The organism is Klebsiella sp. FDAARGOS_511 (assembly GCF_003812845.1).
Lineage (GTDB): Bacteria > Pseudomonadota > Gammaproteobacteria > Enterobacterales > Enterobacteriaceae > Klebsiella > Klebsiella grimontii.
Genome location: NZ_CP033824.1, coordinates 3,057,466 through 3,070,340, shown reverse-complemented (window position 1 = coordinate 3,070,340; position 12,875 = coordinate 3,057,466). Strand labels below are relative to the sequence as shown.

14 protein-coding genes and 1 pseudogene are annotated in these 12,875 nt (G+C 56.5%); 12 read left to right on the top strand and 3 right to left on the bottom strand.

Annotated features, from left to right (window positions below):
- Window positions 1-95: 95 nt before the first annotated feature.
- Together pyrE and rph are read right to left on the bottom strand one after the other, a co-directional pair.
- Window positions 96-737, bottom strand: a complete 642-nt coding sequence (gene pyrE / locus EGY08_RS15740) for an orotate phosphoribosyltransferase (RefSeq protein WP_004126666.1) — start codon at window positions 735-737, stop codon at window positions 96-98.
- A 65-nt stretch (window positions 738-802) separates the two neighbouring features.
- Window positions 803-1,519: a ribonuclease PH gene (rph, locus tag EGY08_RS15735; RefSeq protein WP_004106921.1), complete on the bottom strand. Its 717-nt coding sequence runs from the start codon at window positions 1,517-1,519 to the stop codon at window positions 803-805.
- 123 nt (window positions 1,520-1,642) lie between these two features.
- On the opposite strand from rph, the gene EGY08_RS15730 reads away from it, so the two are divergent.
- The 11 genes and pseudogenes from EGY08_RS15730 (at window position 1,643) to EGY08_RS31085 (ending at window position 10,143) form a co-directional block, all read left to right on the top strand.
- Window positions 1,643-2,506 (top strand): YicC/YloC family endoribonuclease, encoded by an 864-nt coding sequence (locus EGY08_RS15730; protein ID WP_123828657.1) that lies wholly within the window; start codon window positions 1,643-1,645, stop codon window positions 2,504-2,506.
- 188 nt (window positions 2,507-2,694) lie between these two features.
- Entirely contained in the window at window positions 2,695-3,951 is a 1,257-nt protein-coding gene (locus EGY08_RS15725; protein WP_123828656.1) for a tyrosine-type recombinase/integrase, read from the top strand.
- A gap of 106 nt (window positions 3,952-4,057) precedes the next feature.
- A complete protein-coding gene (locus tag EGY08_RS15720; RefSeq protein ID WP_123828655.1) occupies window positions 4,058-5,005 on the top strand; it encodes a hypothetical protein in 948 nt (315 codons plus the stop codon).
- A 169-nt stretch (window positions 5,006-5,174) separates the two neighbouring features.
- Window positions 5,175-5,372, top strand: coding sequence for a helix-turn-helix transcriptional regulator (locus tag EGY08_RS15715; RefSeq protein ID WP_117055029.1), 198 nt, complete (start codon window positions 5,175-5,177; stop codon window positions 5,370-5,372).
- 20 nt (window positions 5,373-5,392) lie between these two features.
- Window positions 5,393-5,743 (top strand): annotated as a pseudogene (locus EGY08_RS31260) (ash family protein); the annotation flags it as partial.
- Between the two features lie 24 nt (window positions 5,744-5,767).
- Entirely contained in the window at window positions 5,768-5,965 is a 198-nt protein-coding gene (locus EGY08_RS31255; RefSeq protein WP_249415744.1) for a host cell division inhibitor Icd-like protein, read from the top strand.
- Entirely contained in the window at window positions 5,958-6,278 is a 321-nt protein-coding gene (locus EGY08_RS15705; protein ID WP_123828653.1) for a hypothetical protein, read from the top strand. Before EGY08_RS31255 ends, EGY08_RS15705 begins: the two co-directional genes overlap by 8 nt.
- Complete coding sequence (locus EGY08_RS15700) at window positions 6,271-7,311, top strand: toprim domain-containing protein (RefSeq protein ID WP_123828652.1); 1,041 nt, start codon at window positions 6,271-6,273, stop codon at window positions 7,309-7,311. The genes EGY08_RS15705 and EGY08_RS15700 overlap by 8 nt, the downstream gene beginning before the upstream one ends.
- Window positions 7,295-9,136 (top strand): DUF927 domain-containing protein, encoded by a 1,842-nt coding sequence (locus EGY08_RS15695; RefSeq protein WP_123828651.1) that lies wholly within the window; start codon window positions 7,295-7,297, stop codon window positions 9,134-9,136. Before EGY08_RS15700 ends, EGY08_RS15695 begins: the two co-directional genes overlap by 17 nt.
- 373 nt (window positions 9,137-9,509) lie before the next feature.
- Window positions 9,510-9,788 (top strand): hypothetical protein, encoded by a 279-nt coding sequence (locus tag EGY08_RS15690; protein WP_123828650.1) that lies wholly within the window; start codon window positions 9,510-9,512, stop codon window positions 9,786-9,788.
- Window positions 9,789-9,834: 46 nt separating this feature from the next.
- Window positions 9,835-10,143: a hypothetical protein gene (locus EGY08_RS31085; RefSeq protein ID WP_228712754.1), complete on the top strand. Its 309-nt coding sequence runs from the start codon at window positions 9,835-9,837 to the stop codon at window positions 10,141-10,143.
- Between the two features lie 576 nt (window positions 10,144-10,719).
- Here EGY08_RS31085 and EGY08_RS15680 read toward each other — a convergent pair.
- A complete protein-coding gene (locus tag EGY08_RS15680; RefSeq protein ID WP_123828649.1) occupies window positions 10,720-11,979 on the bottom strand; it encodes a chloride channel protein in 1,260 nt (419 codons plus the stop codon).
- A 274-nt stretch (window positions 11,980-12,253) separates the two neighbouring features.
- On the opposite strand from EGY08_RS15680, the gene EGY08_RS15675 reads away from it, so the two are divergent.
- Window positions 12,254-12,871: a trimeric intracellular cation channel family protein gene (locus tag EGY08_RS15675; RefSeq protein ID WP_004126674.1), complete on the top strand. Its 618-nt coding sequence runs from the start codon at window positions 12,254-12,256 to the stop codon at window positions 12,869-12,871.
- Window positions 12,872-12,875 lie beyond the last annotated feature (4 nt).

The following is a 12,875-nucleotide window of genomic DNA, read 5'->3' as shown; positions in this document are numbered from 1 at the left end:
GCTGCATCTCTTCCCACAGGAACGTGATCCGCGTTGATATCCTGCAGCTCTCAGCGTAGCGGCTTGAATCAGCCCGGCGCCTGCCGGGCTGCGGTTTATACGCCGTACGCTTCGCGATAGGCGCGAACGGACGCCAGGTGTTCAGCCATTTCCGGCTTCTCTTCCAGATAGCTAATCAGGTCTTTCAGCGTCACGATGGAAATCACTTTACAGCCGTAGTCGCGCTCAACTTCCTGAATCGCGGAGATTTCGCCGCGTCCGCGTTCCTGACGATCCAGAGAGATCAGTACGCCGGCCAGCTCAGCACCGTTGGCCTGAATAATTTCCATCGATTCCCGAATCGCGGTGCCTGCGGTAATCACATCATCCACCAGCATCACGCGGCCCTGCAGCGCGCTCCCCACCAGGTTTCCACCCTCGCCGTGAGTCTTCGCCTCTTTGCGGTTAAAGCAGTAAGGCAGATCGCGGTCATGGTGTTCCGCCAGCGCGACCGCCGTGGTCGTGGCAATCGGAATGCCTTTATAGGCCGGGCCAAACAGCAGGTCAAAATCAATCCCGGAATCCACCAGCGCTTCGGCATAAAAACGGCCTAACAGAGCCAGATCGCGCCCGGTATTAAACAGGCCGGCGTTGAAGAAATAGGGGCTCTTGCGCCCGGATTTCAGCGTAAATTCGCCAAACTTAAGTACCTGCTTGTTAAGCGCAAACTCAATAAACTGGCGCTGATACGGTTTCATGGATTCGCTCCTCATCTTACTTTTCTACGGACAAAAAAAAGGCGACTTCTCAGTCGCCTTAAAAACTAGTTTTGCAACGCCGCTTTCTGCGTCGTGACAATGGATTCGATACCCCCCCGGGCCAATGCCAGCAGGGTGAGGAGTTCTTCATGGGTGAACGGCTCGCCTTCCGCCGTACCCTGCACCTCAATGATGCGGCCATCTTCGGTCATCACCACGTTCATATCGGTTTCCGCCGCGGAATCTTCAACGTATTCCAGATCGCAAATCGCTTCGCCATTCACGATACCCACGGAGACCGCCGCCACCATTCCCTTCATCGGGTTGGTTTTCAGCTTACCGGCCGCGACCAGCTTATTCAGCGCATCGGCCAGCGCCACGCAGGCTCCGGTGATAGACGCGGTACGGGTGCCGCCGTCTGCCTGCAGCACGTCGCAGTCCAGCGTGATGGTGAACTCACCCAGCGCTTTCAGGTCAACTGCAGCGCGCAGCGCACGCGCGATCAGGCGCTGGATTTCCATGGTGCGTCCGCCCTGCTTACCTTTTGCGGCTTCACGCGCGTTACGCGTGTGGGTAGAACGCGGCAGCATGCCGTATTCAGCGGTGATCCACCCCTGGCCCTGGCCTTTCAGAAAGCGCGGCACGCCTTCATCAATAGAAGCGGTGCACAATACTTTCGTGTCACCAAATTCGACCAGCACGGAGCCTTCTGCGTGTTTTGTGTAGTTACGGGTCAGGGTTACTGGGCGCACTTGATTAGCGCTACGGCCTGCTGGACGCATGGTGTTCTCCGGCTTGAAACGAATGTGGCTGCGCATTATACGGATAATGCGCGCTTATTCCTATCCTGATAAGGCCTCGAAAGCTATAATCCACCCCACTCTCCTTTAAAAACAGGAACGTCTATGATCCGCAGTATGACCGCCTACGCCCGGCGTGAAATCAAGGGTGAATGGGGTAGCGCCGCGTGGGAACTGCGCTCGGTAAACCAACGATATCTGGAAACCTACTTCCGCCTGCCGGAGCAGTTCCGTAGCCTGGAGCCCGTGGTGCGTGAACGTATTCGTTCCCGTCTGACCCGCGGTAAAGTCGAATGTACCCTGCGTTTTGAGCAGGACCCGAGCGCGCAGGGCGAGCTGATCCTCAACGAGAAACTGGCAAAGCAGCTGGTTAACGCCGCCAACTGGGTCAAAATGCAGAGCGACGAAGGCGAAATCAATCCAGTCGATATTCTGCGCTGGCCGGGCGTAATGTCAGCTCATGAGCAGGATCTGGACGCCATTGCCGCCGAAATCCTGGGCGCGTTAAACGGCGCGCTGGATGACTTTATCGTCGCCCGCGAAACCGAAGGCCAGGCGCTGAAAGCGCTGATCGAACAGCGTCTCGACGGCGTGACGGCCGAAGTGGCTAAAGTGCGCGCCCATATGCCGGAAATTTTACAGTGGCAACGCGAGCGTCTGGTTGCCAAGCTGGAAGATGCGGAAGTGCAGCTGGAAAACAACCGCCTCGAGCAGGAGCTGGTGCTGATGGCGCAGCGTATAGACGTCGCCGAAGAGCTGGATCGTCTGGAAGCACACGTGAAAGAAACGTGGAATATCCTGAAGAAGAAAGAAGCAGTCGGTCGCCGTCTCGACTTTATGATGCAAGAGTTCAACCGCGAGTCGAACACCCTGGCGTCTAAATCAATCAATGCCGAAGTGACGAACTCCGCCATTGAGCTGAAAGTGCTGATCGAACAAATGCGCGAGCAGATCCAAAACGTGGAATAACCTTTCATCCACTCCGAGACACTCCACGCAAAAACCATCAAGCCCCATCAATCGGGGCTTTTTTACTCCTATGCGCTCCTATATACTCCGAGACAAGCCAGCAAAAAACGGGTACTTAAGTGGGTACTTACAGGGTGATTCACGTTCCAGTTTAAGTACCCACCCCTATTCAATGTTCAGGCGGGCATATGGCAAAACTAACTGATATTCAGATACGAGCATGGATAAAGGCCGGGGATCACTTTGATGGTCGCGCCGATGGGGGCGGGCTATATCTTTGCTTTCCCAGCAGCTACAGCGCCCCGTTCTGGCGATTCCGTTACCGGATAGCGGGTAAGCGTCGGGCTATGCTTATCGGCTCATATTCCGACCTGTCATTGAGCAAGGCACGTGCAACCGTTAAAGAACTGGCCGCCCGTGTCGCGCTGGGTTATGACGTGGCGGGCGAAAAGCAGGCCCGGAAAGCGGAAGCACTGGAAAGGATTGAGGAAGAAAAAAACGCGCTGCGTGTGTCTGATTTGGCCGCCGAATATTTTGAACGCCAGATATTAGACCGCTGGAAACACCCGGACATTCTGCGCCGCCGCATTGAAAAAGATATCAATCCCAACATTGGCGGCCTGAAAGTCGAAGACGTGCGCCCACGCCATATTGACGACATGTTACAAAAGATTGTCGCCCGTGGAGCGCCCACCGTGGCTAACGATGTGCTGCGCTGGACGCGTCGCATATTTGATTACGCCATTAAACGCCATGCTTTAGAAGTCAACCCTGCCGGAGCTTTTGAGATTGCAGATGCCGGAGGGCAGGAAAAAAGCCGTGAACGCTGGTTAACCCGTGATGAACTTATCCGGTTCTTTCAGGCTATGCGCATGGCTAAGGGATTCAGCCGGGAAAATGAACTAACTATGAAGCTTTTGCTTGCTCTGTGCTGCCGGAAAATGGAACTGTGCGGCGCACCGTGGGCCGAGTTCGATTTAGACGGGGCAATATGGCACCTTCCCGCCGAACGGGTTAAGAATGGCGATGCGATTGATATACCGCTACCCCCACCAGCGGTTGAATGGCTGCGCGAGTTACACCGCATCTCAGGCGGTAGCCGCTGGGTATTACCTGCCCGCAAGATGCAACACCGGATGATTCCCCATATTCAGGAAAGCACTCTGCCCGTGGCGCTTGCAAAGGTACGTCACGAAATGCCGGACACCCCCAACTTTACAATTCACGACTTCCGCCGAACTGGCCGCACTCATTTAGCCGCTCTGGGGGTTGACCCCGTGGTAGCCGAACGCTGCCTTAATCACCGTATTAAGGGAGTGGAGGGGATTTACAACCGCCACCAGTATTTTGATGAACGTCGCCACGCGCTGGAGTTGTGGGCCGGGTTGCTGGTGGCTCTGGAGCAAGGCGGAGAATACAACGTAACCCCTATAAAGCGAGCCTGACACAAGAGCAACGAAACCAACCGGGGATAGCGCGACGGCGTGAAAAGCGGGAAGCCTTACCGCCTGCCCCGGCCCTTTTAAGGCAGCGTTAAAGGTGACGTTAATTATGTATGAAACGACTTACCCGATAGACACCGCCGCAGAAATGCTGGGGTGCCAGCAAAAGAAAATCATGACGGAATGGGCTAAAGGCACAATTCAAATCGTTCTGGATTTCGGGCCAAAGGACAAAGTAAAGCCCACCAGCTATGAAGATGTTGACGCCCGTTATAACCGCCTTACGCCTTGGAATATTGCTGATATTTCCGCACCTGCAAAAGATGATTTTTTCCCCATAGACCTGCTTAAGCCAAAGAAAGAAGAGCGTTTTTTTTCCCTTCTCGATATGGACAAAGGCAAGGAACTGGTTACGGTATTTCCGAGCCTCTATCACGAATATTCGCAATCCGGGTTTTACTTTGACCACAAACATAGCCGGGCAGTGCCAGACGGCGCAGGGGTAATGCTGGTTTATGATGTTCTGCTGTATGGCCTGTGGGTGGTGCCTTACAGAGAGTTTTCCCGCGTCCATGTGCAGGACACTTTCACATTGCAGGCATTCTCCCCAAACGCGGCATTCGCGGCGGTGGCGGCCACTTTCACGCCGGGTATCGGCTCACGCCGCATCAATGCCCCTGAGAAAAAGAATTTACGCATCACCGAATCCGATATGGACGTAATGCGCAAAATGCTAGCCAGGCGGCCCGGACACCAGCAGGCGCAGACACTGCCGGAAGAACAGCCGGAGCAATCCAAATCACACGGCGGTATTGAAAGGTTTGCGCTGGAGCGTGAAAAAATTCTGGCCGCTGCCCTGTATGTGGCACACCATTTCCCCAAAGAGGCGGGCAAGACCTTTAAATCACACGCCGGTTGCATTGATAAGCACTCATACCTTTTCTGGAAGGATGAACCAGCGCCAGACCCTGAGCGAGTGGCTAAAATTCTTTCTGATGCCACCAGAACACCGGATGAGTGGAAAATTTTGGGCGGAAATGCAAAATCAAAAAAGTGATAAATTGAGCGAAGATTGAGCATTTAAACGCACATTTTAAAACAGATGCCCGCACAATCTGAAAATCACATCCAATCCAAAATTGGCAACTAAATTTAGTTGCCTTTTATTTTTCCTATTTACTGCATAGGCTCCTGATAACTCCTAATCACTGTCAGAGGCTTTAAACATGGACACCCTACCGGAATCCGGCTACATGCGCCCCGCGCAGGTTATGCGCCATTTCCAGATTAGCGAATCCACCCTGTGGAACTGGGTTAAGAACGGGAAATTCCCCAAACCAGACAGGCTATCTGATGGTGTAACCCGCTTTGACGTTGCCGAGCTACGCGAGTGGGTTAAATCCCGAAAAACCACCAGCCACTAATCCGCCAGCAGGATCCAGCCATGAGAACAACACAAAGGCCCGATACCGGGCCGGGGCGCTCTTGCGCCCAAATCTGGCCGTCAGGTATTGCAGCCAACACAAAAGCCCGCTACAGTTATCCCGCTGGTGTCAATCCACCAGCCGGGCGTAGGAACCCGGAATTGAAAAAGGCGACACCAGACGCCGCGAGCGTCTTTTTTATTGTCGCAATATCAGCACACCTGTATTCAGCGGCTTGTAGTCGCCCTGTATCAATGGTGGCGCTGGTGGGGCAGCTTTCGGGCTGGCCGGTTTCCTTTTTCGCCGGTATTCCTACCCCTGCCAGCGTCACCACCCTTTGTGAGCGTAGGAACTCTGGTGGTGACTCCTTAAATATGAAAAAGGAGGCCGCCGTTATGGTTGCTACCCCTACCCCGTCACACCCTGAATTTACGTTTCACTTTCTGGCCGTGCGCCGTTCTGACCTGAACGATAAACCGCACCGCGAATCCGTCACCGCACCCGATGAACTGACCGCCCGCCGGCTGCTGGCCGGGAGCTTTGTGCTGTGCTTTGCCGGGCGCGTCCCTGCTCAGGGGGTGCGCCATGCGTAACGCCGGATATACCCGAATCCCTGACCTGCTAATTCAGACGATGAAAACCGCCGACGCCGCGCAGGCTGAACGCCTTTTTGAGGATGCCGGCCTTTGCGCCGACAGAATGACCGCGCTTTTAGTCTGCATGGGTGAGGCAATGGAAGAATCACGCGATACCACCGATACACCACCGGATAAATTGCGTGATATCGGAGCCTCACTGGCGCTCACCGTCGAGATTATCCGGGGCATGTATGACGTGGTGGACGTTTACCGCCAGCGCCAGATAGCCGGGGAACTCCCGGTATTCAGAGGGGGCCGCCATGTCTGACATAGCGACAATCAACGCCATTCGCAGCGTGGCCGCTGCCGCCACGCAAAGCGCTGAAATTCTCGTGCCGGAATGGCTGCCGGAAGGTAAACGACAGGGTGGTGAATGGACGTGCCGCAATCCCACCCGCGCAGACCGTCACGCCGGGAGCTTTTCGGTTTCTCTGGTGGATGGCCGCTGGCACGATTTCGCCACGGGTGACGGCGGCGGCGACCTTGTGGCGCTGGGCGCGTACCTGTGGAACGTGCGCCAGACTGACGCTGCCCGCATCGTGGCCGACAGGCTGGGCCTGTGCCTGCCCGCGCTGGGTAAGCCCGATGTTATGAACGCCGGGCAGCGTAAGGCGCAGCGGGAGCGGCTGGCGGCGGCGGAGCAGGAAGCCGCCCGCCTGAGACAGGCCGAACACCAGCAGCGCCAGCGCCGCCAGAAACTGACCGCCTGCCGGGCCTTTGAGTTACTGAGCAATGCGGAGGCGGCCTGCCCTCATCACCCGTATCTGGTCGCCAAACGGCTGCAACCCCACGGGCTGTATCAGTCCGGCAATGATTTGCTGGTGCCGCTGCATAACGTGCGCGGCGAACTGGTGAACGTGCAGACCATCGGCCCGGACGGGCGCAAGCTGTTTTTGCGTGACGGGCAGGTGCAGGGCGCTTTCCATGTGATGGGGGATTTTGACCAGATGAACCCGGACGCCCCGCCGCATGACGTGTACGTATGTGAGGGATGGGCCACCGGGGCCGCCCTGCTGCAATTCTGGGATATTCAGGCCGTAGTGTGCGCCATGAACGCCGGAAACCTTAAACATGTGGCGCTGGCGCTGCGTGAGCGCTACGGCTCAGGTATTCAGATGGTGATTGCCGGGGATGATGACCGGGCGTCACAAGGCAATCCCGGAGACCGGGCCGCCAATGAGGCGGCGTATCTGGCCGGGTGTATGGTGGTATCCCCGGAGTGGCCGCCCGGTGCGCCCGTCGAGCTATCCGACTTTAACGACCTGATGATATGGACGATAGAACATGAGCCAGAAGCCTGACGGCCAGCCAGCAAAAACCACAGGCGCGGGGCCGCGCAAAAAGCCCCGCCCCAAATACCCGAAAGTCAGCCCGGCACGTCCGGGCTATGCCACCCATGCGCAGTATGTGCAGGTGGATGGCGGCCAGATACTGAAACCGGGCCTTTACTGGCACGGAGTGCGTGATGCCACCAATACCGATACGTTTATTTGCTCCCCACTGGAAGTCATCGCCATGACCAGCGACGACAAAGGGGAAAACTACGGCCGGTTGCTGCGCTTTCTCACCCCGAAAGGCGAGTGGCGCGAATGGGCGGCCCCTATGGAAATGTTATCCGGCGACGGCGGCGAACTCCGCGCCGAACTGCTGCGCATGGGCGTAACTATCCCCCACAAGCAACGACAGGCGTTAACGGATTACATCATGGAATCCGCCCCGAAACGTCATGCGCTGGCCGCCACCGCCACGGGCTGGCATTCCTCCACGCTGTTTGTGATGCCATCCGGCATTATTGGCATCGGTGATGTGGTGTTTCAGTCCACGGAAGCCGGTTCACAGGAATACACCACCGCAGGCACGGCGGAGGGCTGGCGCGATGGCGTGGCCGCCCTGTGCCGTGATAACCCTGTACCGATGATGGCAGTATGCGCGGCGCTGGCCGGGCCGTTGCTGTGGCTGCTGGACGTGGACAGCGGCGGATTCCATTTCATGGGCGACAGTTCCAGTGGTAAAAGCGTGGCCGCACTGGTGGCCTGTAGTGTATGGGGTGAGCCTCGCAGCTTTAAACGCAACTGGAACGCCACCAGCACCGGATTAGAAGGGCTGGCAACCATGCGCAACGATACCGCGCTGATTCTGGACGAAATCGGCGAAGCCCCGGCGAGAGATATCGGCGGGCTGATTTACCAGTTAGGCAACGGCACGGGCCGCCAGCGCGGCAAGGTGTCCGGTATGGCTCGCCCGGTCAACGTGTGGCGTACCATGCTGATTTCCACCGGGGAAATGACCGTGGGTAAGCACATGGAAAGCAGCGGCCAGCGCATCAAAGCCGGGCAGGAAATGCGCCTGTTAGATATTCCGGCGCAACGACTCTATGGGGCGTTTGATTTTCTCCACGGCATGGCGCTGGCGCATAACCCGGACAATGAAGCGGAGCGCCGGGGCGCTGGCCGGAAGTTTGCCGAAACTCTGCGCGGCAACGCCTCCACACATTACGGCCACGCCGGGCCGGAGTTTGTGCGCTGGCTCATTTCCCGCAGCCAGACCAGCAGCACCAGCAATAACAGCGACGGCCAGACGCTGGGGGATGTTTTCGCCGGGCTGCGTGAGCAATTTCCGGTCAGTACCGGGCAGGAAGCCCGCGCCGCTGCGCGTTTTACCCTGTGTGCGCTGGCGGGAGAAATGGCAATCACGGCGGGGATTCTGCCGTGGAAACAGGGGGCAGCGCTGGCCGCCGTGCGGGCCATCTTTGAATCGTGGGCGGCGTATCGTGGCCGGGGCCAGTCGGAGGATGTGAAGATACTCCGCGCCGTGGCTTCATTTATCGCGCACCATGAGGCCCGTTTTGAGGGGATGGCGGCTAATGAATATGGCAGCATACCCAACCGCGCCGGATGGTGGCGGGCGAATGAGGCCGGGGAAAAGGTACTGTATTTCGCCCCGGACACGCTGGGGGAGGCTGCGCCGGGTTATGACCGCTCGCGTGTTGTTGCCTGTCTGGACGCAGTGGGTGCCATCGTGGAGCGCGACGCCGGGCGCTACACAAAGCGTATCCGGGCCGGGTCAATCCGCCCCCACGTATACGCCATTGGCGCGAATGCAATTTTAAGCAGTATTGATGCATAAAACAGAAAGTGAGGCACTTTCGAAACATGAAAAACCGCTGGGGACAGTGGGGACACCGGGGACAGAAAAATAAAATAATCAATTAATCATTAAGTTATATTTTTTACAGATGTGTTTTTAGCCGTTTTTAAGTGGGGACACAGTGGGGACAGGTGGGGACAGCATTGATTGCATTTTAGCCAGCCTGTCCCCACTGTCCCCGCAGTCAGAAACGAGTGGGGACGCCTCAAACCCGCGCCATATCTGGTTGTCCCCACTGTCCCCGCTGTCCCCATGCATTTTCACGGTAGCCAGAACGGCGGAAATAACCCGCTGAAAACAACACAATCTCTTATACAGCAAGGCTTACAGGCTGATTATACCGTGTTAAGCAGTGAAAGCGCCGGAACAACAAAAAACAGCCACAGGTCAGACGCCGCAAGGCTTGCAGGCTGGTTTATCCGCGTTTGCAAAAGTACGCATTTTAGCCAGAAAACGCGCTTTTCTGGTGGCAAAATCACGCAAGACCAGACACGGCAAGGCTTACAGCCGTATTTGTTGCGCTGGACAGGCGTTTTATGAAGGGCATTCCAGCCGCACAATGCGCCCGCAGGCCGCACCAGCAAAGGGATTACAGGAAATCACCGGGCAGAAACCCACAATTAACGGGTAAAAACGGCATTAAACATCCCGTTACGACACAATGCAGGAATTACTTTATGCAACGTCCATTCATCCTTCCGCCCGCGCTTTGTCACTTCATTCAGTCGCTGGAGCCTCCCGCACCACAACGGCAACCACGGGCCGATGAATGGCCGGAGTCTGAAAGCCCCGCCCAATCTCACCCCCTGCCACCGATGTACCCGCCACCCCGCGCATGGCAGATGGCCCGCGATGCGTTTATCAGTCACCTGATGGCCTGCCCGGTCTGTGTTGCTCACGGCGTTAAGGTGCCTCGCTACTGCGCGGAGGGGGACAGACTCCACCAGCAGTATGAAAGCACCCCCTACGATACCCCCCCGGACTGACTGAGCCAGCGGCCCGCAGGCGCAGTAAACGAACACCGGGCGGGCCGATGCCTTACCAAAAGCACCGGGAGTTTACAGCACGATTTAAACGGCTTTTAAAAGGCGAGTTATTCCGGGATTATCCGGGAAAGTACGGGATTTAGCGGAATGACCGCGATTCTGGGGTGGCAGTAGTCATTTTATTTTAGGGTAAATTCATTTAATGAATTGATATACATAACAAAAAAGACAAACGCCCCGCCAGAAAAATGAGATTTTCTGTTAAATAATGCTCATTTCCTGCATAAGAATGAGCGGAAAACGGTATGAAAATGAGTAAAGAATGATTGTGCGCTGCCATTTTAAGCACGGTTTAAAGTGCTGCCGCATTCGCGCCGAAAAAACGAGCGCTGATAAAACACGGGTACTTAAGGGTGTACTTACAGAAAAAGCAGAGTAATCGAATCCCTCTAATGACAAGGGATTAAGGCAAATACTCAACATTCAGATCCAACATCGAGTAACGGTTCCCCGCCCGCCACATCACGCTCAGACAAAAGGCCATGGTAAATCATGGCCTTTTATTTTCGCTGCGTTTCAGAAGACGTAGTTTTTGTCCAATATCCGGCAGGTTAAAAATGCCCCTGCGGCGCACAGCAGCGTAGGTGCCAGATAGCTGTGATCCATGTGGGTGAACTCCATCACCAGCGCGACCGCTGTGAGCGGCATCTGCATGGATGCGGCGAGAAACGCCGCCGCGCCGACGAGAGCAAAACTGCCGTAATCTCCGCCGGGAAGCAGCTGTTGCCAGAGCATACACAGCAGCAGGCTGGTCAGGCCGCCGACCGCAAGCCCCGGCGTCAGCAGGCCGCCTTCCGCGCCGCCGCGCAGCACCGCCAGAATCACCACCATTTTTAGCGCCAGCAGCATCGCCGCCCCGGGGAAACCCAGTTCATCGTTGAGAGCCAGCTGCATAGGTCCTTTACCGTTTCCCGGAAGCTGGGGGAAATAGAGGCTGAGGACGGCGAGCAGAGAAAACGCCAGTAGACAGAAAACCGGCATCTGCCAGTTGCTTCGGACCCGCGAGCGCGCCGTGCTGGTCGCTTTGCGGAAGAGCCAGGCCCCGGCGCCAAGAATGGGGCCGGCGATAATTGCCCACCAGAGAAATGAATGCGGCAGGATGTCGGAAGCAAAATGGTATTGCGATTCCTCGCCTAACCCGAGCGTTGCCGTCCACGCGGCAATCGCCGAGGTAATCATCGCCGCCAGCGTTTTTTCCCAGCTAAACGACAGCAGCATGACCTCAAGGCTGAATAACGCACCGGCCAGCGGGACGTTATACACCGCCGCCAGGCCCGCACCGGCGCCGCAGGCAACCAGCGTTCGGGTTTCATCCGCCGTCAGCCCCAGCTTACGCGCCACCATCCCCGCTCCCAGAGCGCCCATTTCCCGGGGAGCCACTTCGCGACCAAGCGGAGAACCCAGCGCCACGGTGACAATCTGCAACAGGGCATGAATCGTTGTGGTACCCGCAGGCATTGGCACGGAAGGATTCGCCACCGCTGACGCTATTGAGACTCGCTTCTGCCCATAGCGCCCAAGGAGCCACCAGCCAAATCCTGCGATGGCTCCCCCCGCCACAATGGCCGAGATGCGACGAGGCCAGGATGAATCCGTGACGCCCTCTAAAAATGACTCCGCGCTCACGATCTGCCCGGGGCTGTAGCCAAAGGCCAGGTGCTGAATCGCGTGTAAAATCAGCGCCAGAACCATGCCTGATAGACCGGCAAGCAGCCCCGTCAGCACAACGGCAATCAGGCGGGTGAGATAGTTTTTATTGCCAGCTGCTACAGTCATTTTCTCAGGCCTTGAAGGAGGAAAATAAAAGGATAAAGGTTGAGAGTTAAACAACAGGTATTCATCGCGTTTTCAATACCGATACGCATCGACGGCTTTCACATTACTTTTTATAATCAATAAAAATGAATAAATGACAAATAAACCGTTAAATTCAGCCAATTTAAACCTATCGTGCATTAGTTTAATCAGGTTAAACGCATTCACTTTAGAAAATCTCAATCGTGATCCTGAGCACAAATCGTTAACCTTCCGCCATCACCGTGGGGGATTTATGCTGCTTCATATTCTTTATCTGATTGGGATTACGGCGGAAGCCATGACCGGCGCGCTGGCTGCCGGACGCCGCCGTATGGATACGTTTGGCGTCATTATTATTGCCACCGCGACGGCTCTCGGAGGCGGTTCAGTGCGCGATATTTTGCTTGGCCACTACCCGCTGGGCTGGGTGCAGCACCCTGAATACGTGATTATTGTCGCCGTCGCCGCGGTCCTGACCACGATTGCCGCGCCGGTGATGCCGCATCTGCGCCGTCTGTTTCTGGTGCTTGATGCGCTCGGCCTGATCGTGTTTTCTATCATTGGCGCCCAGATCGCGCTGGATATGGGCCAGGGCCCGGTCATCGCCTCCATTGCCGCCGTGATCACCGGCGTCTTTGGCGGCGTGCTGCGCGATATGTTCTGCAAGCGCATCCCGCTGGTGTTCCAGAAAGAGCTGTACGCCGGGGTATCATTCGCCGCCGCGGTGCTTTATATCGCGCTCCAGCATTACGTCAGCAATCACGATGTGGTGGTTATCTCCACCCTGCTGTTCGGCTTTACCGCCCGCATGCTGGCGCTGCGCTGGAAGCTGGGCCTGCCGGTGTTTAATTACAACCATAGCGCACATTAGTGCT

What these genes read in the sequence shown, in the direction of transcription:
- EGY08_RS15725 (WP_123828656.1), top strand. Translation starts at nt 2,695, where the DNA reads ATGGCAAAACTAACTGATATTCAGATACGAGCATGGATAAAGGCCGGG.
- pyrE (WP_004126666.1), bottom strand. Translation starts at nt 737, where the DNA reads ATGAAACCGTATCAGCGCCAGTTTATTGAGTTTGCGCTTAACAAGCAG.
- rph (WP_004106921.1), bottom strand. Translation starts at nt 1,519, where the DNA reads ATGCGTCCAGCAGGCCGTAGCGCTAATCAAGTGCGCCCAGTAACCCTG.
- EGY08_RS15720 (WP_123828655.1), top strand. Translation starts at nt 4,058, where the DNA reads ATGTATGAAACGACTTACCCGATAGACACCGCCGCAGAAATGCTGGGG.
- EGY08_RS15715 (WP_117055029.1), top strand. Translation starts at nt 5,175, where the DNA reads ATGGACACCCTACCGGAATCCGGCTACATGCGCCCCGCGCAGGTTATG.
- EGY08_RS15680 (WP_123828649.1), bottom strand. Translation starts at nt 11,979, where the DNA reads ATGACTGTAGCAGCTGGCAATAAAAACTATCTCACCCGCCTGATTGCC.
- EGY08_RS15675 (WP_004126674.1), top strand. Translation starts at nt 12,254, where the DNA reads ATGCTGCTTCATATTCTTTATCTGATTGGGATTACGGCGGAAGCCATG.
- EGY08_RS15730 (WP_123828657.1), top strand. Translation starts at nt 1,643, where the DNA reads ATGATCCGCAGTATGACCGCCTACGCCCGGCGTGAAATCAAGGGTGAA.
- EGY08_RS15695 (WP_123828651.1), top strand. Translation starts at nt 7,295, where the DNA reads ATGAGCCAGAAGCCTGACGGCCAGCCAGCAAAAACCACAGGCGCGGGG.
- EGY08_RS15705 (WP_123828653.1), top strand. Translation starts at nt 5,958, where the DNA reads ATGCGTAACGCCGGATATACCCGAATCCCTGACCTGCTAATTCAGACG.
- EGY08_RS15700 (WP_123828652.1), top strand. Translation starts at nt 6,271, where the DNA reads ATGTCTGACATAGCGACAATCAACGCCATTCGCAGCGTGGCCGCTGCC.
- EGY08_RS31085 (WP_228712754.1), top strand. Translation starts at nt 9,835, where the DNA reads ATGCAACGTCCATTCATCCTTCCGCCCGCGCTTTGTCACTTCATTCAG.
- EGY08_RS31255 (WP_249415744.1), top strand. Translation starts at nt 5,768, where the DNA reads ATGGTTGCTACCCCTACCCCGTCACACCCTGAATTTACGTTTCACTTT.